General features: G+C 62.4%; 19 protein-coding genes, 1 tRNA gene, 1 other RNA gene and 1 pseudogene. 7 read left to right on the forward strand and 15 right to left on the reverse strand.

All coding sequences use genetic code 11. The features are described from left to right. Positions 1 to 55: 55 nt before the first annotated feature. Positions 56 to 1,810, reverse strand: coding sequence for a serine/threonine-protein kinase (locus tag ACRQFC_RS05600; RefSeq protein ID WP_284896879.1), 1,755 nt, complete (start codon positions 1,808 to 1,810; stop codon positions 56 to 58). A gap of 132 nt (positions 1,811 to 1,942) precedes the next feature. On the opposite strand from ACRQFC_RS05600, the gene ACRQFC_RS05605 reads away from it, so the two are divergent. Continuing rightward, positions 1,943 to 2,758, forward strand: a complete 816-nt coding sequence (locus ACRQFC_RS05605; protein ID WP_284896880.1) for an ABC transporter ATP-binding protein — start codon at positions 1,943 to 1,945, stop codon at positions 2,756 to 2,758. A gap of 98 nt (positions 2,759 to 2,856) precedes the next feature. Further along, positions 2,857 to 4,110, forward strand: coding sequence for a DUF4032 domain-containing protein (locus ACRQFC_RS05610; RefSeq protein ID WP_435734652.1), 1,254 nt, complete (start codon positions 2,857 to 2,859; stop codon positions 4,108 to 4,110). 75 nt (positions 4,111 to 4,185) lie between these two features. Here the strand turns inward: ACRQFC_RS05610 and ACRQFC_RS05615 are convergent, their stop codons facing one another. From ACRQFC_RS05615 to ffs, 5 genes and pseudogenes are all read right to left on the reverse strand, one after another. Continuing rightward, complete coding sequence (locus ACRQFC_RS05615; RefSeq protein WP_284896882.1) at positions 4,186 to 5,241, reverse strand: aspartate-semialdehyde dehydrogenase; 1,056 nt, start codon at positions 5,239 to 5,241, stop codon at positions 4,186 to 4,188. Continuing rightward, positions 5,238 to 6,503 carry an aspartate kinase gene (locus ACRQFC_RS05620; RefSeq protein WP_087070336.1) on the reverse strand — a complete coding sequence of 422 codons (1,266 nt, stop codon included), beginning with the start codon at positions 6,501 to 6,503 and terminating at the stop codon, positions 5,238 to 5,240. Before ACRQFC_RS05620 ends, ACRQFC_RS05615 begins: the two co-directional genes overlap by 4 nt. 459 nt (positions 6,504 to 6,962) lie before the next feature. After that, positions 6,963 to 7,568 (reverse strand): annotated as a pseudogene (recR, locus tag ACRQFC_RS05625) (recombination mediator RecR); the annotation flags it as partial. Further along, the gene (locus ACRQFC_RS05630) at positions 7,568 to 10,339 is read right to left on the reverse strand and encodes a DNA polymerase III subunit gamma and tau (protein ID WP_284896895.1); all 2,772 of its coding nucleotides are present in this window, start codon (positions 10,337 to 10,339) and stop codon (positions 7,568 to 7,570) included. The pseudogene recR and the gene ACRQFC_RS05630, both read right to left, overlap by 1 nt. An 83-nt stretch (positions 10,340 to 10,422) precedes the next feature. After that, positions 10,423 to 10,519, reverse strand: an RNA gene (ffs, locus tag ACRQFC_RS05635) — signal recognition particle sRNA small type. A 177-nt stretch (positions 10,520 to 10,696) separates the two neighbouring features. Here ffs and ACRQFC_RS05640 point away from each other — a divergent pair. The 3 genes from ACRQFC_RS05640 to ACRQFC_RS05650 all read left to right on the forward strand — a co-directional run bounded on the left by ACRQFC_RS05640 (position 10,697) and on the right by ACRQFC_RS05650 (position 12,783). After that, positions 10,697 to 11,845 (forward strand): acyl-CoA dehydrogenase family protein, encoded by a 1,149-nt coding sequence (locus ACRQFC_RS05640; protein WP_284896883.1) that lies wholly within the window; start codon positions 10,697 to 10,699, stop codon positions 11,843 to 11,845. Positions 11,846 to 11,869: 24 nt separating this feature from the next. After that, a complete protein-coding gene (locus ACRQFC_RS05645) occupies positions 11,870 to 12,526 on the forward strand; it encodes a YbaK/EbsC family protein (protein ID WP_284896884.1) in 657 nt (218 codons plus the stop codon). 172 nt (positions 12,527 to 12,698) lie between these two features. Further along, positions 12,699 to 12,783: transfer RNA gene (locus ACRQFC_RS05650), tRNA-Ser, on the forward strand. A 282-nt stretch (positions 12,784 to 13,065) separates the two neighbouring features. Here ACRQFC_RS05650 and ACRQFC_RS05655 read toward each other — a convergent pair. The 5 genes from ACRQFC_RS05655 to ACRQFC_RS05675 all read right to left on the reverse strand — a co-directional run bounded on the left by ACRQFC_RS05655 (position 13,066) and on the right by ACRQFC_RS05675 (position 17,521). Then, positions 13,066 to 13,452: a hypothetical protein gene (locus tag ACRQFC_RS05655; RefSeq protein ID WP_284896885.1), complete on the reverse strand. Its 387-nt coding sequence runs from the start codon at positions 13,450 to 13,452 to the stop codon at positions 13,066 to 13,068. Beyond that, complete coding sequence (locus tag ACRQFC_RS05660; RefSeq protein ID WP_284896886.1) at positions 13,436 to 13,771, reverse strand: helix-turn-helix domain-containing protein; 336 nt, start codon at positions 13,769 to 13,771, stop codon at positions 13,436 to 13,438. The genes ACRQFC_RS05655 and ACRQFC_RS05660 overlap by 17 nt, the downstream gene beginning before the upstream one ends. A gap of 44 nt (positions 13,772 to 13,815) precedes the next feature. After that, on the reverse strand, positions 13,816 to 14,208 hold the full coding sequence (locus tag ACRQFC_RS05665; RefSeq protein ID WP_284896887.1) for a hypothetical protein: 393 nt from the start codon (positions 14,206 to 14,208) through the stop codon (positions 13,816 to 13,818). Between the two features lie 231 nt (positions 14,209 to 14,439). Further along, positions 14,440 to 14,820, reverse strand: coding sequence for a hypothetical protein (locus ACRQFC_RS05670; protein WP_284901143.1), 381 nt, complete (start codon positions 14,818 to 14,820; stop codon positions 14,440 to 14,442). Positions 14,821 to 15,943: 1,123 nt separating this feature from the next. Further along, positions 15,944 to 17,521 (reverse strand): uracil-xanthine permease family protein, encoded by a 1,578-nt coding sequence (locus ACRQFC_RS05675; RefSeq protein ID WP_284896889.1) that lies wholly within the window; start codon positions 17,519 to 17,521, stop codon positions 15,944 to 15,946. A gap of 358 nt (positions 17,522 to 17,879) precedes the next feature. Between ACRQFC_RS05675 and ACRQFC_RS05680 the strand changes: the two genes are divergently transcribed. After that, entirely contained in the window at positions 17,880 to 18,476 is a 597-nt protein-coding gene (locus ACRQFC_RS05680; protein WP_026429025.1) for a LytR C-terminal domain-containing protein, read from the forward strand. Between the two features lie 9 nt (positions 18,477 to 18,485). Here ACRQFC_RS05680 and ACRQFC_RS05685 read toward each other — a convergent pair whose 3' ends face one another. From ACRQFC_RS05685 to cysS, 4 genes are read right to left on the reverse strand one after another with little or no spacing between them, the layout of a single operon-like run. Continuing rightward, positions 18,486 to 19,034, reverse strand: coding sequence for an ASCH domain-containing protein (locus tag ACRQFC_RS05685; protein WP_284901357.1), 549 nt, complete (start codon positions 19,032 to 19,034; stop codon positions 18,486 to 18,488). Next, complete coding sequence (locus tag ACRQFC_RS05690; protein WP_284896891.1) at positions 19,027 to 20,589, reverse strand: hypothetical protein; 1,563 nt, start codon at positions 20,587 to 20,589, stop codon at positions 19,027 to 19,029. The genes ACRQFC_RS05685 and ACRQFC_RS05690 overlap by 8 nt, the downstream gene beginning before the upstream one ends. Beyond that, positions 20,561 to 21,583 (reverse strand): 23S rRNA (guanosine(2251)-2'-O)-methyltransferase RlmB, encoded by a 1,023-nt coding sequence (rlmB, locus tag ACRQFC_RS05695; RefSeq protein ID WP_284896892.1) that lies wholly within the window; start codon positions 21,581 to 21,583, stop codon positions 20,561 to 20,563. Before rlmB ends, ACRQFC_RS05690 begins: the two co-directional genes overlap by 29 nt. A gap of 7 nt (positions 21,584 to 21,590) precedes the next feature. Further along, a complete protein-coding gene (gene cysS / locus ACRQFC_RS05700; protein WP_284896893.1) occupies positions 21,591 to 23,156 on the reverse strand; it encodes a cysteine--tRNA ligase in 1,566 nt (521 codons plus the stop codon). 170 nt (positions 23,157 to 23,326) lie between these two features. Between cysS and ACRQFC_RS05705 the strand changes: the two genes are divergently transcribed. After that, entirely contained in the window at positions 23,327 to 24,700 is a 1,374-nt protein-coding gene (locus ACRQFC_RS05705) for an MFS transporter (protein WP_284896894.1), read from the forward strand. Positions 24,701 to 25,435: the final 735 nt, after the last annotated feature.

A 25,435-nucleotide genomic window follows, 5' to 3' on the forward strand; every position in this document is an offset into this window, starting at 1 on the left:
TTTGGCGGGCTGCGCGGGCGGTTTGGTGGGCCGCGCTGCCGGGTACGCCGGCCGTTTAGCGCCCCGCGCCGGCCACAATATCCTTGACCATCGTGACCAGCGGTTCGCCGAAATACCCGAAGCTGAGCGGGGTATGCGCGGGCACGCCCAGCACCCCGGAGAGCGCGAGGAGCGCGAGTGCGGCCGCTCCGGCAGCCAGCACCACGGCCCAAAAGGCCCGGTAGGGGCGGGTGGGGGCGAGCTTGGCGAAGATGACCGCGCTGCCGCCGCGCGCTATCCACCCGCTCGGGCTGAGCCAGGAGATTCCCACACCCGCGAGCGCCGCCACCGCACCCGCGCCCGGCCCGGTGAGCCCGCCCAGCCGCGCCGCAACAAAGCCGAGCGTGACCGCGAGGAGCCCCACGCCGTGCAGCGGGATCACGCTGAGGGAGCTTTCCGCGAGGGTGAGCGGGGCGCGCAGAATTTGCCCCAGGTGTTCACCGCGGAACGGCCCGCCTTCTTCTGCACGACGCCGCCGCAGCCGCGCCGCGTTCCGCTCCGCGAAGGCCAAGCACAGCGTGACAAGCGCATATCCCACGTATCCGGCGATCTGCCAGGCAGCCACCAGCGCGCAGAGCAACCCGCCCAGCACGAAGCTGAGGACGGGGGTACGTCGAGGCGGGCGGGCCCACAGCGGGAGCGGGGCGGGTTCTAGCGGTGCGGCGCCCGGATAGGGTGCGGCTTCCGGATGGGAAGCGAAAGGCGCGGCGGAGCCCGGTACGGTTTCCAGGTAACCGCTGGCTTGCGGGTAGGGAGTGGTGGCGGGCGCCGCAACACCCGGCCCAGCTTGCGGATAAGCAGCAACTTCCGGATAGGGCGCGGTGGCCGAGCCGGCGTAAATGGGTTGGGGCCAGGTTTCCGGGAACGCACTGGGAACGCTATCCGTGGCGTTATAGCTCGGCGCCGCCGCCCCGGGAAGGGCCGCCGGCACGGTTGCATCCAGCTGGGTGGGTAGGGCGCGGGGTGCGGTAGCGGCGTCGTCGTACCATGAAACCGGATCCGCGAGGGCCGCAACTACCTCAGCAATCCCCCACCGCTGCTCTACCGGCTCGGCAAGCGCGGCGCGCAGGGCGTGGGCGATACGCGGCGGCACGCCGGTCACGTCTACGTCCCCCTCGAGGACGCGGCGCATGATCACCGCCGGGTTCGCACCCGGATAGGGATCGTGACCGGTGGCGGCGAAAGCGATGACCGCTGCGAGCGCCCACAGATCAGCGGCTTCGTCCGGGGCGTGGCCGCGCAGCACCCGCGGGTCGAGGTAGCCGGGAGTGTGGGTGACCGCGCCGGACATGGTGAGGCGGCTATCGGCACCCGTTTGCGCGATGCCGAAATCGATGAGGACCGGGCCGTTCGCGCCGAGCATGACGTTCGACGGTTTGAGATCGCGGTGCAGCACCCCGAGGCGATGCACGGAGGTGACCGCGGCGTGGAGCTGACGGGCAAGGGTGACTAATTCCGCGGGCGGGTAGGGGCCGTCCGCGCGCACATCCTCCGCGAGAGTGGGGCCTTCCACCAGTTGGGTGACGATAAAAGCATCCTCGTCATCCGTTTCGGCATCGAGCACTTCGGCAACATAGGGCCCACGCACCCGCTGCAACATCGCAACTTCGCGGCGCAGGCGTTCGCGCCCGGCCGCCCCATCCACGGCCGCCGGGTGGAGGAGTTTCAGGGCCACGCGGGTGCCGGCGCCGTCCACCGCCTCGTAGACCGTGGACATGCCGCCAAAGCCAATGCGCCGCACCAGCCGATAGCCACCAATTTCCTCCCGCATACCTCAAAAATACCGAAGTGTGCCGGCCCGCGCATTTTTAGCGGGAATTCACTCTCGTATTCCCGTTCCTGACGTGGCATAATAGTGGATGAGCGTGTCAATGCCGACCGCTATAACTGATGGAGAATTCCCATGGCTTCTGTGTCACTCGTCAATGCGACACTGTACTATCCCGATGCGCCTGCGCCCGCGGTGGACCACGTGAATCTCCATATCAACGACGGCGAGTTTTTCGCCCTCACCGGCCCGGTCAGCTCCGGAAAATCCACGGTTTTACGCATGATTGCGGGGCTGGAGGATGTTGATTACGGGGCGGTGCTGTTGGACGGTGAAGATGTGACCGCGCTGCCGCCGTCCATGCGCGATGTAGTGATCGTATTTCAGAATTACGCCCTGTATCCGCATATGACGGTCGCGGATAATATGGGCTTCCACCTGAAAATTGCCGGGGCGGACCCGGATGATATCGCCGCGCGGGTGGCGCAGGCGGCAGATATTTTGGAACTCACCGAGTTCCTGGACGCGAAACCTGCCCAGCTCACCCGCGCCGAACGCCAGCGGGTCTCCATGGGGCGGGCGGTGGTGCGCCGGCCCCGAATTTTCCTCATGGATGAGCCGTTGAAAAATATGGATGTGGAAATTCGCGATGAGATTCGCGAACAGATTGCCGTGCTTCAGGAACGCACCGGCATCACCACGGTGTACGTAACAAACGATCCGCGCGAGGCTTTCAGCTGCGCCCATCGGGTGGGCGTCATGGTGGATGGCGCTCTCCAGCAGGTGGGGACCCCCGCGGAAATTTTGGCGGACCTCACCCCGCCCGTGCGGGCTTTCTTGGAGGAAGCCGGGATGGTGGAGGCGGGGGCGCTGGTTGATGGCGCGTTAGTAGATGGCGCGCGAGTAGACGGCGCGCTCGTGGCGGATAATCCGAGCCCCGCACCGGCCTAGCGCGCCCGCGCGCCGAACTACCCGAGCGCGCCCGAACGCGCCGGGCTCTCGAGCTTTCGGCTACGATTAAGCCGCAGCTACTCCCGGAAAGGACACTCATGCGATCCCCGCTATCCATTATGGCGGCTAGCGTTGAACCTGATCTCCTCGATCTGCCGTGGAACGTGGCGCTCGAAGAGTGGCCTCGTGATCTCATCGCTGCGCTCCCGCGCGGTATTTCCCGCCACACCGTGCGTTTCGTGCGGCTCTCCGGGCGGATCATCGCCATTAAAGAAATTTCCGAACTGGTGGCGGTACGTGAATACGAGCTGCTGCGCACCCTCAAGCGCCTCGGGGCACCCTCGGTGGAACCGGTGGCGGTGGTCTCCAAACGCACCGACGCGGAAGGCAATGCCCTCAACGCCTGCCTCATCACCGAGCACCTCCCCTTCTCCCTTCCCTACCGCGCGATTTTCGGGCAGCAACACCGGCGTGCCACCATCGCCCAACTGATTGACGGTCTAGCTGTGCTGCTGGTCCGGCTCCACCTCCTCGGATTCTTCTGGGGCGATGTGTCGCTGTCGAATACCCTCTTCCGCCGCGACGCGGGAACTTTCGCCGCGTATTTGGTGGACGCGGAAACCGGGGAGCTTTACAGCCCCATCACCCAGCGCAAACGCGAATACGATATCGACGTGGCCCGCACGAATATTATTGGCGAGCTCATGGACTTGCAGGCCGGCGGGGTGCTTCCCGAAGATTTCGACACCATCGGGGTGGGCGATACGTTCTCGGATCGCTACTTCGAGCTGTGGGAGGAAATCACCGCGCAGGTGGCCATCGGCCCGGATGAAAAGTGGAAGGTCACGGAGCGGGTGCGCCGCCTCAATGACCTGGGCTTTGACGTGGATGAGATCGCTATCGATTCCGGCCCGGACGAAGACCGCCTCCTCATCCAACCGAAGATCGTGGAAGCCGGGCACTATTCGCGCAAGGTGTGGCGCCTGACCGGCCTAGATGTGGAAGAAAACCAGGCTCGCCGGATCCTCAACGATATTGACGAATACGCCGCCCTCCACAATAAGAGCGGCAAATCCGATATGATGATCGCCCACGATTGGCTCGCCGATGTTTATGAACCGACCGTGGCCGCGATCCCGCCCGAGCTCACCGCGAAACTGGAGCCGGCCGAGCTATTCCACGAAATCCTGGAACACCGCTGGTTCATCTCCGAAGACCAGCAGCGCGATGTGCCGCAGGCCGAAGCCGTGGCCTCCTTCGTGGAGAAAGTGCTGCGCCACCGGCGTGACGAATCCACCTTCCTGGACGGGGAAACCGGGGAGATTCCGGCGGTCGCGGCCACGCCGGAATAAGGCGCGCTTATTGCGCAAGTCGCGACTGCCGCGCCCGGTGCCGCGAGCTAGTCGCACCGGTGCCGCGCCTAGCCGCTAGGCCGCGCTATTCTCTGTGAGCTCCTTAATAACCAGTTCAGCCAGCTGAATAGTATTGAGGGCCGCGCCCTTGCGCAGGTTATCCGCCACGCAGAAGAAGGCCAGCCCGCGCCCGCCCGGCACCGAAGGATCGCGGCGGATGCGCCCCACGAAGCAGGCATCCTTCCCAGCCGCATCCAGAGGATTGGGCAGGTCCACCACTTCTACACCGGGAGCACCTTTGAGGAGCTCGATTGCAGCTGCGACGTCGACCTCCTTCTCAAATTCCGCGTTGACGGACATCCCGTGCGCGGTGTACACCGGCACGCGCACGCACGTCCCGGCTACCGCGAGGTCCGGGATGCCGAGGATTTTGCGCGATTCGTTGCGCAGTTTTTGTTCTTCATCGGTTTCGCCGCTGCCATCCTCGGCGAGGTTCCCGGCAAAAGCGACCGCGTTGAAAGCGATGGGTGCCCGGTACACCTCAGGTTCGGGCAGGTCAACGGCGTGCCCGTCCAGGGCAAGGGCTTCCACGTCACCATCCAGCGCGGCGCGCACCCCGGTGGTTAGCTCGTGCACGCCCCGCACCCCGGAACCGGAAACCGCCTGATAGGAGGAGGCGATCAGGCGAGTGAGCCCGTAGGCATCGTGCAGCGGCTTGAGGATGGGCATCGCGGCCATGGTGGTGCAATTCGGGTTAGCGATAATGCCCTTGGGGCGGCGCGCAATATCCTGCGGATTGACTTCGGAGACGACGAGCGGCACGTCCGGATCGCGGCGCCACGCGGAAGAATTATCGACGACGACGGCACCTGCCGCAACGAACTTCGGCGCGTAGGTGCGCGAGGCATCCCCGCCGGCGGAGAACACCGCGATGTCAATGCCGGCCAGGTCAGCGGTGGCAATATCTTCCACCACGATGCTTTCGCCCCGGAAGGGCAGTTCGGTGCCGGCTGAGCGCGCCGTCGCAAAGAACCGCACCCGGCCCACCGGAACGTCGCGTTCTTCCAGCAGGGCGCGCATAACCCGCCCGACCTGCCCGGTTGCTCCCACTACTGCCAAGGTGATGCTCATCGGCCTGTCCCTCCGTAAACGATTGCTTCTTCGCTGGCGTCCAGCCCGAAGGCGGTGTGGACCGCGCGGGCGGCCGCGTCTAGCACATTCGGGTCTACCACCACGGAAATGCGGATTTCCGAGGTGCTGATCATATCCACGTTCACGCCGTTATCCCCCAGGGTTTTGAACAGCTTGGAGGAGACGCCGCTGTGGGAGCGCATGCCCGCGCCCACGATGGAGAGGATGCCGATTTCGGAGCTGACGGCGATGTCCTCGAAACCGAATTCGGCCTGGTTGGCGCGTAGCGCGGCGACGGCGAGGTCCACCTGATCGCGGGGAACCGTGAAGGAAATATTGCTCAGGCCCACCCGGGTGAGCGCGGTGTTCTGCACGATCATGTCAATATTGCAGTCCGCTTCGGCCACGCAGGAGAAGATTTTCGCGGCGGATCCGGGAAGATTGGGCACGCCCGTGACCGAGATTTTGCCCTGGTTGCGGTCGTGTGCCACTCCGACGACGACGGCGTCTTCATATCCGCCCTGTTTCGCGGTTTCTTCCACTATCCACGTCCCTTCGTTCTCGGAGAATGATGATCGTACGTGCAAGGCCACATTGAATTTCCGGGCGAATTCCACCGCCCGCAGGTGGAGCACTTTCGCTCCGTGTGCCGCTAATTCTAGCGTTTCTTCGTAGCTGAGTTCGCGGCGTTGGCTGGCCGCGGGGACGATGCGCGGGTCCGCGGAAAGCACACCATCCACATCCGTGTAGATTTCGCATACGTCCGCGCCGAGGGCGGCGGCGAAGGCCACGGCGGTGGTGTCGGAGCCGCCCCGCCCGAGGGTGGTGACGTCATTGGTGTCGTTCACGCCTTGGAATCCGGCAATAATGGCGACGGCGCCGTCTTGCACGGTCCGGAAAATGCGTTCGGGAACGATCCCGGTGATGGAGGCATTGCCGTAGCGTGCATCGGTGTGCAGGCCGGCTTGCTGGCCGGTGAACGAGTGCGCCGCGACGCCTTCGTCATTGACGGCCATGGCGAGGAGGGCCATGGAGATCCGTTCCCCCGCGGTGAGGAGGATATCGAGTTCCCGCGCGGGCGGGTTATCGGTGACGTTGTGGGCGAGGTCCAAGAGATTATCGGTGGTGTCTCCCATGGCGGAAACCACAACAACGACTTTGTTTCCGGCTTTGCTGGTCTGGGCAATTCGTTTCGCCACTCGTCTGAGTCCGGCGGGATCGGCGACCGAGGATCCCCCGAACTTCTGCACGATGAGTGCCACATTAACTCCTATTTTTCCGAGACTTACTAATGGTAACTGGAAGCGCGGGGCCGCCTGCGGGTCATTCCGAGATTTTCAGGTGAGATTGTTCTCCTGCTCGGTGCTCTTGTGAGCGAGGTGCCTCATTATGCGAAGCATCGCTTTGTGCGAGGTGCCTCATTGGGGCGGGGCGCTGTGCTTTACGGTGATCCCGGACTGAGCTGCTTAGTTGTGCTCGCCGTGCGTTTCCGCAACTGGGGCGGAAGGCGTGGTGCCCGGAATCACCGAGGGCATTCGTCCCGTATCTGTCATGCCGGTGCCGGGCGTGCTCGTGGTGCCCGTGCCGGGTGTGTTCGTGGTGCCCGTGCCGGTGGTTTCTGTGCTTGTGGTGGTACCGGTTTCTGCGCCGGTGGTCATCGTATCCGCGGGGATGGTACCTGTGCCGGTGCCGGTGTCAGTGGTGGTAGTCGCGGTTGTACCGCTGGTAATGCGGGTGCGGCCTTCGAAAGCGCGCGAGAGCGTGATTTCGTCAGCGTATTCGAGGTCTCCGCCTACGGGGAGTCCGGAGGCGAGGCGGGAGAGCGCTATTCCGATGGGAGTGAGGAGGCGGATGAGGTAGGCCGCTGTGGCATCGCCTTCAATATTGGGGTCGGTGGCGATAATAACTTCGGTGACGCGGCCATCTTGGAGCCGGGTGAGGAGTTCGCGGATGCGCAGGTCCTCCGGGCCGATACCTTGGATGGGGTTAATGGAGCCGCCTAGCACGTGGTAGCGCCCGCGGTATTCGCGGGTGCGTTCGATGACCATAATGTCTTTGGCTTCTTCGACGACGCAGATCACGGCATCACTACGCCGGATATCTGAGCACAGCGAACAGATATCTGCTTCGGTGACGTTGCCGCAGATCTGGCAGAAGTGAACCCGTTCCTTGACCCGGAGCATGGCTTCCGCGAGCGCCCGCACTTCAGGTTCTTCTTGTTCGAGGAGGTAGAAGGCGATGCGTTGGGCGCTTTTCGGGCCGATGCCCGGCAGGCGCCCGAGCTCATCAATGAGCTCCTGCACGGCGCCGTCATACACCCCCGCCACTACATTCCTCCTTGTGCGGTATCAATTTCTTCAACGATAGTTCCCGAGAGCATTTCCACCACAACTTGCAGCCCGACAACATTGCTCTGCTCGATTGTGGGATCGTCCAAGGAGACATCATCCTCCTCAGTAGAATACCCTACCCCCGCCTGCGGCGCGGAATTATGCGGGCTGTTCGGACCGGCTGGCACGGGGCTGGCCGGCGCGGTGGACGCATTGGCGGTGGACCCAGCACCCGCGGCCACCCTACCGCCGGGCGTGCTCCCCGCGGGCGCGTTGCCCCCCGCTGTTCCGTGGCGAAGCTGACGTAGGTGTTCCCGGGCGTCATAGGTGGGGACTTCCTGGGTGCGCTGCGGCGGGCGCGGGATATGGAAATCCTGCGCGGGCTCAGGCGCGGCTGCCTGCCCCGCGGCTACCTGCCCCACGGCTGCCTGCCCTGCGGCGAGCGGGCTGCCACCTAGTGCCGGGCTTCCCGGGGATGCCGGCATATCGCCCGGACCGGCGAAAGGCTGCGGCATGGGCATGTTTTGAAGATAGAAAGGAATCTCCCCGCCGGGGTTAGCTGATCCGGGGCTAGCTGATCCGGGATTAGCCGGGCCAGGGCTGGCCGCGCTCGCACTGGCCGCGCCAGAGCTCGCATTTCCGGGCGCCGTGGCTTGCCGGCTGGGCGGGTAGTCTTCCGCGTCATCCGGATCGGAGAGTTCTTCAGGTTCGGGCCACTCATCATCCGCGACCGTGCTACTAGCACCGCGGACTGCTTCCTGCCGTGCGGGAGCACCGGCAGGACTGGCGGGAGCAGGAGCGGGAGCGGCCGCCGCGGTGGCGGCATTAGCTTTTGGGTGGGCACCACCGCCATCGGGACCACCCGGGCGCGGCTGAGCTGCCGCTGGCGATTGGGGATTCTCCGTCACCGCGTTATCCGGCTGACCCGCGTTACCAGGCTGCCCCGGAGCGTCGGCCTGCTGAGGGGCCGCGGCAATAACCCGCACGGTGACAGGAACCGAGGTGAAATGCGAAAGGTGGGCACTCAAACGCTCCACGTTGCGCGGATCTTGGAGGGCGCCGAGGACCTTTTCTGAAGAAAACTCCAGGGCAACCTGGTTGCCTCGCGAGCCGAGCACCCGGGTAGGCCCGGAGAAAATCGCTTGGGCGAAACGCCCGGATGAGGTTACCTCCGCCCACCTGGCCGTGAGCTCGGCAGCGTGATCCGGCCCTGATTCTTCCGAAGCAGCCGGCTGCTCCACGCTAACTTCGCCCGGTTGCTGCACTGCTGGTTCACTGGCCGGCTGAACCGCCTGTTGAGCCGGGTGTTCTTCCGCTTGCGGAGCACGCTGCTGCACGGGCTGCTCGGCAGGCTGAGCCGCAGCTGGCGCCGCGGGCGATTCCTTAGCCTGTTGAGGAGCGGGTTGGGTGGGAGTTGCGGCGTCGTCGTTCTGCACTGAAACGGAAGTAACAGGCTGCGGCGCGGACACAGACGGAACGGTAGCAGAGCCCGAAACTACCGGGGCCCCGCGCTGCGCTGCGGCCGCAACGGCAGCTGCCCGTGCCTTTTCCCGCGCGATATCCTGCGGCGATTTCCGCGCGTTTCCACCACGTGCCGCGGGTCCAGTAACCGGCCGTGCCGCGCCACTTTCCCGCGCCCCACCACCGGAACTGCTCCCCGAAGGCGCCGCCGCGCTGCCGGGAAGCAAAAGCCGAGCACAGAGCAATTCCAGTTGCAAGCGCGGCGAGGTAGCGCCCACCATCGCGGAAAGCGCCTCGTTCGCACGCTCGGCACTTTCGGTGGCGCGCGCCGCTCCCAGAGCCTGCGCTTGGGTACGCATAGTGGCCAGCTGATCCTGCGGTAATTCGCCCAAAGCGTCCGCCGCGGCCTCCCCCGCCAAATCGATGACGATCAGATCGCGCAGGCGCTGGAGCAGATCTTCCACGAAACGGCGCGGTTCATGCCCGGCACCGATCAGTTCTTCGACGACGCCGAAAAGCTGGCTGCCCGAACTTTCGGCAATGGCGGTGACCGCGCGATCCAGCAGGCCACTATCCGTATAACCCAGCAGCGCAACCGCTTGAGAATAGGACAGCGTGGACGTTTCCGAACCGCCCATGAGCTGGTCCAAAACCGAGAGGGAATCACGCACCGATCCCCCGCCCGCGCGCACCACCAAACCGAGCACCCCCGGTTCCGGAGTGATACCTTCCTCCGCGCAGATGTGCGAGAGATACTCTTCCATGCGCGCCGGGGAGACCAGGCGGAACGGATAGTGATGAGTACGCGAGCGGATGGTACCGATAACTTTTTCCGGCTCCGTGGTGGCGAAAATGAACTTGATATGAGCCGGAGGTTCTTCCACGAGTTTGAGCAGAGCGTTGAAACCCTGAGTGGTGACCATATGGGCTTCGTCAATAATGAAAATCTTGTAGCGATCCCGGCTGGGGGCGAAAGCCGCGCGTTCGACCAGGTCACGGGCATCATCTACCCCGCCGTGGCTGGCCGCGTCCATTTCCACCACATCCAGAGAACCGGGGCCATCCCCCGCCAGCTCCCGGCACGAGGCGCATTCCCCGCACGGCGTATCCGTGGGCGCCTGCGCGCAATTCAGGCAGCGGGCGAGGATGCGCGCCGAGGTAGTTTTCCCGCACCCGCGCGGGCCGGAAAAGAGATAGGCGTGCACCGTGCGCTCCCCGCGCAACGCAGCCATGAGGGGACGAGTTACCTGCTCCTGGCCGATAACATCTTGAAAACGCTCCGGGCGATACCGCCGATACAATGCCATGCTCACGAGTATCAGTCTACGGGGTACCTACGACACGAATCACGCGCGCGAAAAACCTGTGGATACACGATGGTGGATAGCGGATACAAGACGCCCCACGCACCCGCCAGAGCCCGCATACCCTTGCTGCCTTCCGGCCCTGGGGGAGTTTTGCAAGATGACGCCACGTGGGGAGTCAGGTGCCAGTCTAAACGAGTTCGCGGGGAATGCAAAACACGGGGAGAAATACGGGGAGATCGCCCGGCTTCATTTTCACCATTTTTTGTGTCGGAGGCCCGCGGTACACTCTCTAGCGTGAGTGGGCGGTCCCCGCGGTGGCGGGAGTATCGCCGTCGTCCACAACAACAGGGAGAATCAATGGCTTTCCTTACCGAAGATCTATTGGAAACACTGCGCTCGCGGGCGGCGGCGGTGGATGCCGCCAATGAATTCCCGCGTGAAGACTACGAAGATTTGAAGCAGGCCGGATACTACGGCGCTTTTGTCCCCAAGGAGTACGGCGGGGCCGGCTTGAGCTTGGTGGAGATTTGCGCGGAACAGACCCGTTTGGCGAAGTACGCACCGGCCACCGCGCTGGGCATTAATATGCACCAGATTATTGTGGGGCTAGGCCGCCACCTGGTGCGCAACGGCGTAGCAGCCGGGGAAAAGATTCTGCGCGAAGCCGCGGCTGGTAAGCTGTTCGCTTTCGGTATTTCCGAACCGGGTAACGACCTGGTGCTTTTCGGTTCGCTCACCCGGGCCGAACGCGATGAGGCGGGGTACCGGCTGTACGGCACCAAAGTTTTCACGTCCCTCGCGCCCGCGTGGGATTACCTTATGACTTTCGGCGCGCTCAAGGATGACTCCGGGGTGCGTGACGTTTTCGGCCTGGTTGAACGGGGCGACGGCGGCTTCGCCATCAAGGATGATTGGAACACCCTCGGGATGCGGGCCACCCAATCCAATTCCACGGTTTTAGACGGCGCGCTCCTTCGCGATGAAAACGTGCTGGGGATCGTGGCGCCGGGCCCGAATAAGGAACCGGTTGTTTACGGCATCTTCTCCAATTTTGAGATTCTGCTCGGGGCCACCTACCAGGGCATTGGTGAGCGCGCCATTGAGGTTGCGGTGGAGCATGTGAAGAAGCGCCGCTCGGTCCTCCACAATGATGTTTACGCAAATGATCCCGATATTCGCTGGCGTATTGCGGAAGCCGCGCTCACAATGAACGCGGTGGGTCCGCAGCTACGCGAACTGGCCGCACATATTGACAGCGGGGAGCTGGGCGGTGCGGATGAATACCCGCGTTTCTCCGCGGCCAAGAATGCGGCGGCGGAAGCGTCGCTGCGCACCGTGGAAGAATGCATCCGTGCCTGCGGGGGAAGCTCGTATTACGCGGGTCATGAACTTTCGCGGCTCTACCGCGATGTGCTGGCCGGGCTTTTCCAGCCTTCCGATCAGGAATCGCTGCACGGTTCCTGGGCCAGTCTGGTGCTCGGGCCCGTCACACGTAAGGAGAACTAGCCCCAGAAATCAAGGAGTATCTATATGAGTGAATCCGTACCCGAAGTTTCTTACAGCGCGGTTCCGGGCAGCTCGGTTTCGTCTAACGCAGTTTCGGGCAGCTCGCTTTCCTACAGCGCGAACGTGGATCGTGCGCTGCTTGGTGATCTTCCCTGGCAGCCGGCGCTTGAGCATCTGGATTTGCTGGCCGCGCCGGTGGCGGCGGGTTTGCAGGCCGTTGCTCAGAACCATCCTGAGCTGGCTGCGCAGGCCCTGGTCACGGAGATTGATCCGGAGTTCGCGGATACCGAACCGATGACGGAGCATTATGGGCTCAATTTGGCAGTGTCGTGCAATTGCGTGCTGGTGGCCGGCAAGCGTGAAGGCGAGGAACGGGTGGCGGCCTGCGTGGTGCGGGCAACTACCCGCGCGGATGTGAACCATGTGGTGAAGAAGTTCCTCAACGTTCGCAAGGCTTCGTTCTGGCCTACCGAGCTTGCGGTGGAAGCTTCGGGTATGGAGTACGGCGGGATTTCCCCGGTTGGGGTTCCGTCCGCATGGAATCTCCTGATTGATGAGCGGGTGGCTGCCGGGACGGCTCTTATTGGCTCGGGGTTGCGCCGCTCGAAGCTCGTGGTGCCGGGGGCGCTGCTCGCGCAGCTACCCGGCGCGCACGTGCTGAGCAACTTGGCGATTGAGTAGTCGGCGATCAGGTAGTCGGCAATCGAGTAATCGGTAATCGAACTAACTGGCGACTGAATAATCGGCGATCAAACTACCTGGTGATCGAATAACGTGGGCATCACCTCATCATGCTGAGTGGTGCTCATGCCCGAATCTACGCTAAGCTGTACAGGCAGTTTAAAACTGCCCTGGAGGATTCGCCTAGTGGCCTATGGCGCACGCTTGGAAAGCGTGTTGGGTGCAAGCCCTCGGGGGTTCGAATCCCCCATCCTCCGCGTGTGATCTATCCCTCAGGTCGAGAAATCGGCCTGGGGGGCTTAGTTTTTGTTGATAGACCGCCGAAAAATCGGGGTCCAGTGAGGCACTGAACGCTCTCCCGGTTGCCGTTATTCACCGGCCTTGAGGGGTATTTATGGGTGCCTTGGGGGTACATTCAGGGGTACCCGTTCGGGGTACGAAGTAGTACCCCCAAAGCTAGGCGGGTTTATAAACAAAGGGAGCCGCCGACCCCGACAAAACAAGGCCCCACCACAAAAGCGGTGAGAGCCTTGCTAAGCCTATTCGTCACTAGAAGCAACCGGCATGAAAAGCGGAATCTCCGTCAAATACACACCAAGTTCTTTTGATATAGAAAGAATCTTCGACGCCATTAACGGCCACGCCAACCGCGCAACCTCATCCTGAATCTCCGATCCATTACCACGTTGATTAGCGATAGCCATCTGAAGCTTCACTCGCGAAGAATAAACATCCTCTTTCTCGGTCTTCGCAACAAGAGTCATGGTCACATCATTGAAGATGATGTCCAACTCATTGTTCTCATGAAACTTTGACCCCACACTCATCTGACATTCAAGAGTGTCATCATCCCAATCAAAACGGTTGAGAACCACCCCTGACATTTCCAAGAATTGCAAGTCCTGCACATCAGTTTGCTTCAACATGATCGACTCTAATCTCCCGAACAGCTTTAGGAGCCTCCGTCCAGGTGGAATAAGAAATGTAAGTGTCCTCAAGATTTTGGACAACATAGCTAATCGACGCACCTACCGCAACCGCATAAGAATGGAGCGTTTGGAGAGTGGGATTGGTAATCCCAGATTCAAGCTCCGATATGAAGGGCTGGGTAGTCCCAAGCCGTTGAGCCACCAGATCTTGAGTAAGCTTGTTTTGTTTGCGTACGGCTTTGAGGTCGAGTATGAGCTTGTGGTTACGTCCGGCCTGCTGGCGAGACCTTTCCACTACCTCGGGTATGAGCTCCATAGCACCCTCACTCCCTTAAACATCCCCTATAACATATACATCCTTTAGTGTAGTAGATTTTCGAGCCATGTTTCGCCCCGGTCTTGAGCTTGAGCGATACTCGCGTTCTGTTGTTCTTTCCACTGCGGCGAGTCCTCTTTCACTCCGAGACACAGGGATACCAAGCCTTCCCATTCGGGTGGCTCGCCATAATATACGCGCGCCAAAAGTTTGATGTCCCCGATTCGGTAGGGCTCTGGTAGTCGCATTTCGGCGACGCCTGGCTTACTTTTGCAGCACGTGACTTCTTTGCTTCGCAGTTCCCCAAGCGCGGCCCTATCGAGGAGGTTGTAGATGTGGCCGGCCAGGATTGAGAGGACGTAGGGTGCTTGAGGATTGTCGCGGAGTCTCTCACCAACACCATCCAGGTCTTGTTTCAACCATGACTGGGCATCCATCCAGTTAGCACCTATCCCCGCGGTTCTTTCTCCCGGGTGCGCCCATTGATAGGTGTGAACGTGTACGGATGGGGCTTGATTGGCGCGCGAACGTAGCCCTTTTGGGTTTGCGAGCCGGAATCTATACATGTCTCCAATTCTGACACACCCGGGCCGTGCATTCTTTCGGCGCCGGTAGGGTTAGTAGCATCGATGATAAGAGGGCCACGCCGCAAAGAAGTACCCCCAAAGCTAGGCGGCAAGCTGGCTGACACGCCCCGCAGTAATGCCGAGAGCGGACGCGATATCCCGAGTCGAGTACCCCTCCTCCCGCAAAGCATGAATCGAACGCAAGGTTGCTTCTTGCAGACGGGCCTGTTCAGCTTGGAGTTCGAGTCGCTTCTTAGCGATTGCGAATGCCGTTCCAATTTCCGGGCTTAAGCCTTCACCTGCTTCTAGCTGGATGTTGAATGTGGCGTCGTCTGGTAGATCCGCAGAGAGGATAATTGCGTCAGTCATTCCTTTGCAGAGCTTTTTAAGGGTGGGAGCAAAGTCGAGAGCTTCGGGATATTCAACCCCTTGACCAAGCCAGTCACCCTCCTCCCTGGTTACAGTCACACGGTAGGTTTCCATTTTGTGAGCCACCCTTCCCCGAGTATTGGCGCAAATTACTTTTCGACCGTCGCCGACATTTCGATGCGTTTATTGGTTTCTCTCACCTTCGCACCTACGAATTTAGCGACTAAACGGTAACTGGTCAAGGTTCTAAACATTCCGATCTTCCCGGCCGCCAGCGGGTGTCGAACGGAAGGAAAAACCCGATCTGTTTACCCATATAGACGGAGCATGTTTACAGGGGTACACTATCCGCTACGAAACGGGCCCACCCCTTGAACGAGCTCAAGAAAATCGCCAAACAGACCGGCCACACGCTCGTAACCACCGAAGGCACTCGCCACACGCGCGTTACCATCGGCAACGTAAGCGACATCGTGGGGCGCCACCGCGACATTCCAGAGAAACCGCAAAGGGCACAATCCGTAAGTTCAGGAAAGGACTAGGACTATGAGCAGGACGCACGTGAGAGCCTTCCGCGACCACGGATGGTGGGGCTTGGAACTCACAGTAAATGGGAAATTTACCATTCCCAAGCCCGTAGACTCGGCGAAATTAGCGATATCGTCGCCGATGCGCTCAATCTTCTTAATGTTGAAAACCGCGGATTCGATTTAGTCATAGACGTTGGCTCAACCGCCGAAACTATTGCTCAGGCCAAGAAACTATCCCGGCAAGCTCACGAACTTCAGTCACGTGCATCGCAAGCTACACGAGAAGCCACTACCAGCTTGCGATCTTCGGGTATGACCGTCCGTGAAGTTGCAGAGATTATGGAGCTCTCACCCGGCCGCATTTCCAAGATCCTACAAACAGCCTAGGAACCACGAAATCTCACAGGAGACCCACGCTTTGAGTAGCGTGTTGTGCGATTCTTATCCATAACCGGCGCGGGGCGGGAAGCTTATTCGGCTTCCCGCCCCGCGTGCATCCATTTATTTTTTGAGGCCGGCGCAGTCCTCAGCAGAGTTCCGGTCAAGCCCGGCCGAGTTCCAGCCAGGTTCCGATCCAGATACCGGTCCAGTCCCGACCCGGTTCTGGTCCGGTCTCAGCCGAATCCCCGTCCAGCCCCGCCCCGGACCGCCACATCGTGAGCGAAAGTCCGGGGCGCCTAGCTGCGCCGTCGTACTACAAGGTGCGGCTAATTGCTGGCGTGCGTTCCATCCGCACCGCGCGAAGCCTCGCGCGAAACGTCCGCGCCGCGCGCGCTATCCACAGCTTCCGCACCGGCGGAACCGCCCGCGTGCGTCGCACCTTCCGCATTCCCCGCAATCCCCGCGATTTCCGCGAGCTCCGCAAGGTCCGGCGCGCTCTGCACCCGCTGGCTCGCCGGCGTGCGTGCCAGCTTCCCATCAGGCTGAACATCCCAGGACCGCTCCAGGTGACCTTCCGCAAGCTCCGCACCCGCGGGGGCCGAGGCCGGCGTCGCCGGTTCAAGAGACGTACCACGCAGGCGCGAAACCGCGCGCATGCAGTGGTAGATGATAATGGCACCGAAGGAACCGAGCGCGATCCCCTCGAAGACCATGTCCCCCACCGTCCAGGTGTAATTCGCGATCGCCACCACCATCGCTACCGCGGCGGTATTGAGGTTGACCGGGTCGGAGAAGTCCACGCGGTTCTGCACCCAGATACGCACCCCGAGCATGCCGATCATGCCGTAGAGGATCGTGGCCGCGCCGCCCAGCACTCCGGGAGGAATCGTCGCAACAACCACGCCGAACTTCGGGAACATGGACAGCACCAGGGCCGTGACCGCCGCCACGATGTAGGCCGCGGTCGAGTAGACGCGGGTCGCGGCCATCACGCCGATGTTTTCCGCGTACGTCGTGGTACCCGAGCCGCCGCCCGCACCGGCGAAGACCGTGGACAGACCGTCGGCGAAAAGCGCCCGGCCGGTCACGCCGTCCAGATTGCGCCCGGTCATCGCGGACACCGACTTCACGTGCCCCACGTTTTCCGCGATGAGCACCAGCACCACCGGGACGAACAGCCCGAGGGTGGACACATCGAAAGCCGGGGCGTGGAAGGTGGGGATACCCACCCAGCTGGCGTCGCCAATCGCGCTGAAGTCCACTTCGCCGCGGATGCAGGCGCATACATAACCGATAATCACGCCGATCAAAATGGACAGGCGCCCGATAATTCCCTTGAAGAGGACCGTGACCGCGAGCACCGCCACGATGGTCACCACCGCGGTCACCGGCGCGGCCTTGACGTTATTCCAGGCCGCGGGGGCCAGGTTGAAGCCGATGAGCGCCACGATTGTGCCGGTCACCACCGGGGGCATGAGCTTATCGATCCACCCCGCGCCGAAGACCATCACAATAAGGCCGACCAGCAGCAGGGCCGCGCCCGTCGAAATAATGCCACCCTGCGCGAGCGCCATCCCGTGCGAATCGATGGGGCCGCCGCCCTGGGTGTAGCCGGTCACCGCGCCGATAGGCGCAATGAGGGCAAAAGAAGAGCCCAGGTAACTGGGCAATTTTCCGGCGGTAATAAGGATAAAAAGAAGGGTTCCGCATCCCGTGAAGAACAATGTCGTCGAAGGATCGAAACCCGTTAGTAAGGGAACGAGGAACGTTGCGCCAAACATTGCAACAACGTGCTGCATTCCAATGCCGATTGTGGCTGGCCACCCCAGCCGTTCGTCCGGTTGAACCACCTCACCCGGCGCGATGCGCACACCGTCGCCGTGAAGTTTCCATACTTGTGCCATGAATGCTCTCCTCGTTGCTCTTCGCGCGGGCTTACCCGCGCATAGAAGGAATGGGTTCGCAATCTCGCAGTGGCGCGACCGGGGTACCGCGTGGCGACCGGCCCGCCCACACTCGTTTGAACCTGAATTAGTGTATGGCTTTTTGCGGACGGTGCAAGTCCCGCGCGGCTCGCTTCACAGGGGCGACGACGCCGCTACCGCTCAAAAACTAGGTAAACTCTACGTAAACAAGGTGACATGGGATGTGTCACACCTCCGGGGTTGGCAGGGTGGTTGGCGACGGGCTTGCCGAACAGTGCGGGCTATCTCCCAGCGCGCGCAGCTGCTTTTTCGGGGCCGGTGAACTAGCGTTAAACCCGTGACCCAGCAGCATCTTGGGCCCCGCGAGGCCTACCGTCGTAAGATCCAGCAGCGCCAGACCGTGGTGTTCAGCATCGTGTCCGGGGCGCTCGCACTTGTTTTTGCCCTCTGCCTGCTCATCTGGCTCGGCATCATCCCCTCCCCGATCAATAAGGAATTCGCGGCGGATCCGGATCCGGATGAGGTCACCATCCCCTGCCTGAGCGGCCCCACCGCGCCGCTGGAGCTCTCAAAAATTAACGCGAATGTGTATAACTCAACGTCGTCGAGCGGACTTGCAGCGGAGGTTGCGCATAACCTCGCGGAAATGGGTGTCACGGTAGGGACGACGGCGAACTGGCCAGCCGGTGTAGATAAATACGGTGCGATTGTGCAGGCCGGACCCGATGGCCTGGCTGCGGCCTACACCCTGGCAACCTTCATTCCTGATTCGGTGGTGGGATTCTCTAATGACACCACGGGCCAAACGGTCACGGTGATCCTGGGTGAGAAATTCGATGCACTGCGCAGCCCGGAAGATGCTGCCGCCCAGCTTACCGACGGGCAACTCACTTCCCCGGGCAATTGCGTGCCGGTGAGCGAAGCGCGGAAGTAGGCGGCTGGCTTAGTTGCCCGCCACCGCGCCGGGCCCGAGGTGATCATCGCGGTCCGAGTAGAACACGGTGAAGCGCTCCACCACCACATCCCCGGTCGGATCAAATTCCAGCCCGGCCGCCGCCGCTTCCGCCCGGAAGAATTCCGTGTGGGCAGCGCGCCAGCTCTCCAAGCTGCAATCCCCTTCGCCTTCAGCCTGCGCGACCTCCGCACTGACCTCTGCGAAAGGCATGACCTCCACGCTATCGGTGCGAATAAGGGCACGCGGGCGTTCCTCCCCATCCAGCACAATCGCCAAATCGCCTTTTTCGGGGAGCGGCACATCTTCGGCGCGGTAGCTATCCGCCCAGCTCGACGTGGCAGTTTTCTTCCCCGCCACGATAAGTTCAGCAATCTCGGTGGCCTCTTCGGAGGTCAAACCGAAGCTAAATGCCGGGGGCCGGAAAGCGGAAATTGATTCGCCACCGGTGATGACCTCAAGCGGGTTGATTTTCCCGCGCGTGACCGCGCGGGCCCAAAAAGCTTCGAGGAAACCTTCTACCTGGGTGTTCTCACTCATGAGCGCCCTCCTCGGACAGTTCGGACAGTTCGGACGGTCCGGACAATCCGGACGGTTCGGATGCGCGTTTCGCGGCCCCCGGGTTCAAACCTTCGGCCTCCAATGCGGCATTGAGCCATTGGGTGGTAAGAATACGCACCAGGGCATTAGCGCCCAGGGCCCCGCCCGCGATGGTCAGCGCGCGATACCCGCGTTTATTCCAGCGCCGCGCCCCGGCGATAACCATCGCCAAGCCCAGCCCGGCCTGCGCGGAAGAAATAATCTCCAGCAGCCGCGGATGATCCAGGTAGAGGCGCCGATACACTTTCCACATTCCGGCCGGGGCCGAACCGTAACCGGATACTTCATAGGCCAGGGATGCTTTCATGCGTTCCGGAAAAGCCTGCGGGGTGAAGACGGTCGCTTCCGGAATATCCGCCGGAATATCAGCGGCTTCCCGCGCCCCGCGCAGCACTTCGCCCACCGCTGCCGGCAGGCCCAACACCTCAAGGAAGCGCGGCACCGCTTCGGATACCGGGGCGGTAAGCGCCTCGGTGAGATCCCCGGCATCAACCTCCGGGAAATCATCAAGAATACGCCGCACCCGCGCGCCCGCTCCCAGTTCTTCCCGGGAGAAGGCCGCGGCGGCGCTATTGGCTTCCACGTGCGGAAGATCCTGGAGGGTATCCAGCCACTTCCAGTAGGTGATCCCGGAGTTCTGCCGGATCACCAAAACCGGGTTGCGCCAGCTGGGCGCCGCCCCCGCGGTGGAAAGCACAATCACGAATCCGGGCCGCCGCCCGATTTCCGCGTCGCGAGCCAGGGGCACATCGGCCACCATGACATTGGCGTTCCCGTGCGCGAAAACAGCCACCGGCTTTTTGATGCGAGCCGCCAGGCCCGGCACCCGCGCGAAAGGCACATCGGAAATAGCCACCATGGGCCCGTCGTGCATGGTCGGGATTTTGCCTTCATCGCCGGGCAGCAGCGGGGAATCCGAAACCGGCGCGAAAGCCTGAGGTTCCTCCGCTATCGGGTTCGCCGCGGCCGGTTCCGCCGCGTGAGCGGCGGCGTCGTCGTGCTGAAGGTGTGCATCCGCGTACGCGAGATCTGCTTCCGTAACATCCACTTCACCCAAATCAATATTCGGGTACACCACGTAACCATCCACCTCAATGTGGATTTTGCGCAGCTCGTGATCCATTTTTTGGGCGAAATCCACGAGGTTGAGACCGGGCACGATGCCGGGTTCTTCCTCCCGAGCGCTCGCGCCGGTATCGGTATCCGCACCGGCTTCGGGATCCTCACCGCTTCCAGAAGGCACCGTGTTTTCCTCGCTCGCCGGCACCGACGTGCCGCTAGGCCCATCCGATTCAGCCGCTTCCAGCACGCTCCGGATCGTGGCGACGCGGCGCCGCTTGCCGGTCACCGCGATTTCGAAACGGAAAATATCGCCGTCGTGATCCCCGCGGACCACCACGCCTTCGCGCGCGAAAAACTCCTCGAGCTGGGCGGGGCTGGTCAGGCTCTGGTCGAGCCGCTGTACCTCACCGCGAACCGGCCTCCACTGATACATTGTCCCCTCCGTTCATCCGTGCCCGGATCCGATCAACCTGGTAGAGCGAAATCCCCGTGGCGACCGCGGCGTTGAGCGATTCCATGCGCGCGGCAATCGGAATCGAGGCAATCACATCGCATTTATCGCGAATGAGCCGCGCCAGCCCGCGCCCTTCCGAGCCGGTCACCAGCACCAGCGGGGTATCGGCCAGGCTGAGGTTCTCCACCGTGGTGGAGCCGCCGCCGTCCAAACCAACCACGAAATAGCCCATTTTCTTCAGCTCATCAAGCGTGGAAGCAAGGTTCGTGACCCGCGCGGTCGGCACAATGGACACCGCCCCGGCCGACACCTTCCACACCGTGGCATTCACCCCGGCCGCGCGGCGCTCCGGCACGATGACCGCGTCCGCGTTGAAAGCCGCCGCGCTGCGCAGCACCGCCCCCAGATTATGCGGGTCGGTCACCGAATCGAGAGCCACGAAAAGCGGCAGCGGCCCGCCCGCTTCGTGGCGTTCCAGGGCCGCGCGTGCTTCCTCGATGGCATCCGCGTACTCGTAGGGCGGCACTTCAATAGCCACACCCTGGTGCACGGCGTTATCCGTCATCCGGTCGAGCTCCCCGTGGGAAACTTCCACCAGCGGGGCGCCCAGCGCGGTTGCCTGCGCCGCGAGCTCCGCCAGGCGCTCATCGCCCACCGCGGAAGTCTGCATAAAGACCCTGGTCAGGGGCACGCCGGCCCGCACCGCTTCGCGTACCGGGTTGCGCCCGCAAATGAGTTCGTGGCCGGGTGCCGTATGCAGATCGCGGCGCAGCTTGAAACTGGAACGTTCGCGCGCCTCCGCCTGCGCCTTGCGGGCATCGCGCACCTGCTTTTCTTTATAGGCCTTGTGGTAGACCCGTTCCTCCGCTTTCGGGGTGGGGCCCTTGCCCTCCAAGCGCCGGCGGTTGTTCCCGCCCGAGCCGACCGTAGCTCGCTTCTTGCCCTTGGGGCGCCGGGTGCGTCCGTCTCCCATATTTCTCCTACTTTTCTTCCGCGCCGGTGGCGGGCTTTTCCGTGCCGGTGGCGGGCTGTGCTGTTGCGGTGGCGGGTTGCCCGGTTTCGCTAGCGGGCACGCCTGCGCCTGCCGCGGGCACTTTCGCCGCGGTGGCGGTTTTTTGCGCGTTTTCTAGGTGCCAGTGCGCGCCGTCCGCCGAATCTTCCACCGCGATGCCGGCCGCATGCAGAGCATCGCGGAGCGCATCGGCCCGGGCCCAGTCTTTCGCAGCGCGCGCGGCCGCGCGTTCCGCCAGCATAGTATCGACGACGGCGCCCAGCGCCCGCGCGGTTGCTTTGTCAGCGCCACTGGAATTACGCCAGGGGGCAGCCAGGGGATCCAGGCCGAGCACATCGAGCATGGCCCGCACCCGCACCTGGGCGGCGCGCACTCCGGCGCTGTCCCGCTCCGCGAGCGCGGCGTTCCCGCGGCGCACCTCCTCATGGATCGCAGCCAGGCCACTCGAGACATTGAGGTCATCATCGAGGGCCCGCACGAATGCTTCGGGTAGATCAGCCGGACCCACCGCCGCGATTTCTTCCGCCGGTACTTCTTCAGTGGCAGCCACCGAGCGTTCCACGAATCCGGCCAGGCGCTCCCACACCGTCCCGGCTTCCGCCAGGCTTTGCGGCGAGTAGTCCACGGTGGAGCGGTAATGCACCGTTCCCAGCGCGAAACGCACCACCGCCGGGGATACCTGCGCGGTAACATCCTCCAAAGAGATGACATTCCCCAGCGACTTACTTATTTTTTCGCCATTAACGGTCACCCAGGCGTTATGCATCCAGTACCGCGCAAAATTACGCCCGGCAGCATGCGCCTGCGCCTGCTCATTTTCATGGTGCGGGAAACGCAAATCGATCCCGCCGCCGTGAATATCAAATTCCTTACCCAAGTAGTGGGTGGACATCGCGGTGCACTCCAGGTGCCAGCCCGGCCGCCCGCGCCCCCAGGGAGTATCCCAAGCCGCGCTTTCCGGTTCGCCCGGCTTAGGGGCCTTCCACAGCGCGAAATCATGCGGATCGCGCTTATCGGCTTCCCCGCCTTCCTCATCTACCACCATATTTTCGAGCTTTTGGCGAGTGAGGGAACCGTAATCGGGTAGCGATGCGACGTCGAAATACACATTGCCGGGCTTGCCCACATAGGCGTGGCCGGCGTCGATAATCTCCTGAATAAGCGTGATCATCTGCGGGATATGCCCGGTAGCGCGCGGTTCGTACGTGGGATCCAGGATGCCGAGGGTGCGGTAGGCAGCGCTGAATTCCTTTTCGAAACGGTAGGCCCAAGCCCACCACGGGGCACCGGCCTGCGCTGATTTATCGAGGATCTTATCGTCAATATCGGTAACGTTGCGTACCAGGCGCACTTCATTGCCGCAGCGGCGCAGCCACCGCACCAGCACATCGAAGGCCAGCGCGGAGCGAATATGCCCGATATGCGGGGACCCCTGCACCGTAGCGCCGCACAGGTACACACTGACCTTCCCGGGTTCCAGGGGAACGAAATCCCGGACGGCACGGGCTGACGAATCATAGATCTTGAAGCTCACGTAGTCAGTTTACCCGCTCCCTGCCAGCCAGGCAGCGCCCTTCCTCTGCTGGTGTACCGAGACTGCGCAACTGCGCCGTGGCCGAAGCTGCGCCGTCGTACCTATTCCCGTACCCCTCCCCCGCGAGCGCCGTTCAACGCCTCGTTACCCTCCTCGCCTACGATGAAGCCATGCACAACACTTCCGCGACGCCGGGCGCGAGCATGCCGCCGGCCACGCAACCGGCCAGCACGCCGGCCACGCCGCCCGCGCGTTCCGTTCTTTTCAACCGCCGCGTGCTCCCGTGGGTGCTGTGGGATTGGGGTTCGGCAGCTTTTAACGCCGTCGTCACGACTTTCGTTTTCACCCCGTATCTGTCCAACGAAAAATTCTTCGGAACCCAGGCCAATGCTTTGATCGGCTGGGGCCTGGCGCTGGCCGGGCTGCTCGTGGCGCTTATCGCGCCTGCGGTGGGGCAATGGGCGGACCGCTCGGGGAAGAAAAATTCCCTCCTCACCCTCACCACGCTCGTCACGATTGTGTGCATGGCGCTGCTGTTCCTGGTGGCGCCCTCGCCTTCTTACCTGTGGCTCGGGGTGGTGCTGCTGGCCGTGGGCAATATCGTTTTCGAGATCGGTTCGGTGGTCTACAACGCGATGGTCACCGATATTTCCACGCCGGCCACCCTGGGCCGCATCTCCGGTTTCGGTTGGGGTATGGGTTACGTGGGCGGTATCGTGCTGCTCCTCATCCTTTTTATTGGTTTCATCAGCCCGGATACCGGTTGGTTCGGGGTGACGAGCGCGAACGGGATGAACATCCGCGTGTGCATGATCGCGTGCGCGCTGTGGACGCTCGTTTTTTCCGCCCCGCTCATGGTGCTGTCCCGCGACGAAGCCCCGCGCGGGGAACAATCCCGCGGCGTCATCGCCGCCTACCGGGCGATTTTCCGCTCCATTGCGCGGCTGTGGCGCGCGGATCGCTCCACGTTCTGGTTCCTCATTTCTTCCGCGATTTACCGCGACGGCCTGGCCGGCGTCTTCGCCTTCGGCGGGGTGCTCGCGGCCCGCGTTTTCGGTTTCACGCCCGGGGAAGTCATGATTTTCGGCATCGCGGCGAACGTGATCGCGGGGGTTGCGACCATTGCGTTCGGGTGGTTGGAAGATATTATCGGCGCGCGCCGCGTCATTTTGATGTCGCTCACTTTGATGATCGCGTGCGGCTGTGTGTTGTTCTTTATGCACGACGCCGGAAAATCCCTCTTCTGGGTCTTTGGCTCCCTACTGTGCATTTTCGTGGGGCCGGTCCAGAGTTCTTCGCGTACCTACCTGGCGCGGCGTGCCGGCCGGGAGAATAGCGGCGAGCTTTTTGGCCTCTATGCCACCACCGGCCGCGCGGTTTCTTTCCTCACCCCGGCGCTTTATTCGGCTGCGATTATGAGCTTCGGTTCGCTGGCGGGGGTAAGCGGCGACGCCGCGGCCCACTACGGAATCCTCGGGATTATCGCGGTGCTCGCGGTGGGACTGGCCGCTTTCTACGGTTCGCTGCGCGCCGGGCGGCGCTAACTCTGGCATCGGCCGCCGGGGAGGCCCGGCGCTAATCTGCGGCGAGCCACCGCAGTCCCGGCGGGGCACTATATGTTTTCAGACCTGTAGTGCATTTGTCGTACATGCGAAGTACATCTCGGAAAAACACACCCGCCCCGGCCGGCGCGGCGTAGGTGGAGCGAGTCGTTCTCAAGCGCCGATGCTGCACAACGTGCATTTTAGACCGTTGGGTGCGCAGAATGTACGTCCCTGACAATAAAACAGAGAAAAACTGTCACCTACGTACATTCCGTTAGCCGGCCTGGTCGCTCACTTCCTCGAAGTGAGCATTCTGGACAGGCGGACCTGCAAAGTGGGCGTAAGGAACCCAAACCCCGGTGAAAACGGTGCTGTTATGCCCACTTTGTTTTTCAGAGTTGCCTTGGTGCCGGCTCGGCGGGTCGGAACGGGAGCGTACTGGGCGGGTGGATGCGGACCAGGTTGGGTTGGGCTGGCCTCCAGCCCCGTGATGTGGTGCCAAAGTGGTACTAGAGAACATCGGCCCTTACAGAGTGGTACTGCACGACAGGAAACCGGGCGTTCACCGTAGCTCCAGTACCACTCTGTTCGTGATCACCGGGTGCCGGGGCCACCTTGGTGTAAGCAGCGGTCACAAAGTGCAAATCCCGGACGGGTCGGGGGGTGCGGACGGTTTCCTAGAGATTTTTAAGGAGATCGTTCAATGAATAAGAAACCGGGAGTTGCGAACGGGAT

The organism is Actinotignum inguinis, assembly GCF_051265835.1.
Lineage (GTDB): Bacteria > Actinomycetota > Actinomycetes > Actinomycetales > Actinomycetaceae > Actinotignum > Actinotignum timonense.

Coding starts and splice junctions, on each gene's coding strand:
- ACRQFC_RS05600 (WP_284896879.1), bottom strand. CDS start 1,810: ATGCGGGAGGAAATTGGTGGCTATCGGCTGGTGCGGCGCATTGGCTTT.
- ACRQFC_RS05605 (WP_284896880.1), top strand. CDS start 1,943: ATGGCTTCTGTGTCACTCGTCAATGCGACACTGTACTATCCCGATGCG.
- ACRQFC_RS05610 (WP_435734652.1), top strand. CDS start 2,857: ATGCGATCCCCGCTATCCATTATGGCGGCTAGCGTTGAACCTGATCTC.
- ACRQFC_RS05615 (WP_284896882.1), bottom strand. CDS start 5,241: ATGAGCATCACCTTGGCAGTAGTGGGAGCAACCGGGCAGGTCGGGCGG.
- ACRQFC_RS05630 (WP_284896895.1), bottom strand. CDS start 10,339: ATGGCATTGTATCGGCGGTATCGCCCGGAGCGTTTTCAAGATGTTATC.
- ACRQFC_RS05640 (WP_284896883.1), top strand. CDS start 10,697: ATGGCTTTCCTTACCGAAGATCTATTGGAAACACTGCGCTCGCGGGCG.
- ACRQFC_RS05645 (WP_284896884.1), top strand. CDS start 11,870: ATGAGTGAATCCGTACCCGAAGTTTCTTACAGCGCGGTTCCGGGCAGC.
- ACRQFC_RS05655 (WP_284896885.1), bottom strand. CDS start 13,452: ATGTTGAAGCAAACTGATGTGCAGGACTTGCAATTCTTGGAAATGTCA.
- ACRQFC_RS05660 (WP_284896886.1), bottom strand. CDS start 13,771: ATGGAGCTCATACCCGAGGTAGTGGAAAGGTCTCGCCAGCAGGCCGGA.
- ACRQFC_RS05665 (WP_284896887.1), bottom strand. CDS start 14,208: ATGGATGCCCAGTCATGGTTGAAACAAGACCTGGATGGTGTTGGTGAG.
- ACRQFC_RS05670 (WP_284901143.1), bottom strand. CDS start 14,820: ATGGAAACCTACCGTGTGACTGTAACCAGGGAGGAGGGTGACTGGCTT.
- ACRQFC_RS05675 (WP_284896889.1), bottom strand. CDS start 17,521: ATGGCACAAGTATGGAAACTTCACGGCGACGGTGTGCGCATCGCGCCG.
- ACRQFC_RS05685 (WP_284901357.1), bottom strand. CDS start 19,034: ATGAGTGAGAACACCCAGGTAGAAGGTTTCCTCGAAGCTTTTTGGGCC.
- ACRQFC_RS05690 (WP_284896891.1), bottom strand. CDS start 20,589: ATGTATCAGTGGAGGCCGGTTCGCGGTGAGGTACAGCGGCTCGACCAG.
- rlmB (WP_284896892.1), bottom strand. CDS start 21,583: ATGGGAGACGGACGCACCCGGCGCCCCAAGGGCAAGAAGCGAGCTACG.
- ACRQFC_RS05705 (WP_284896894.1), top strand. CDS start 23,327: ATGCACAACACTTCCGCGACGCCGGGCGCGAGCATGCCGCCGGCCACG.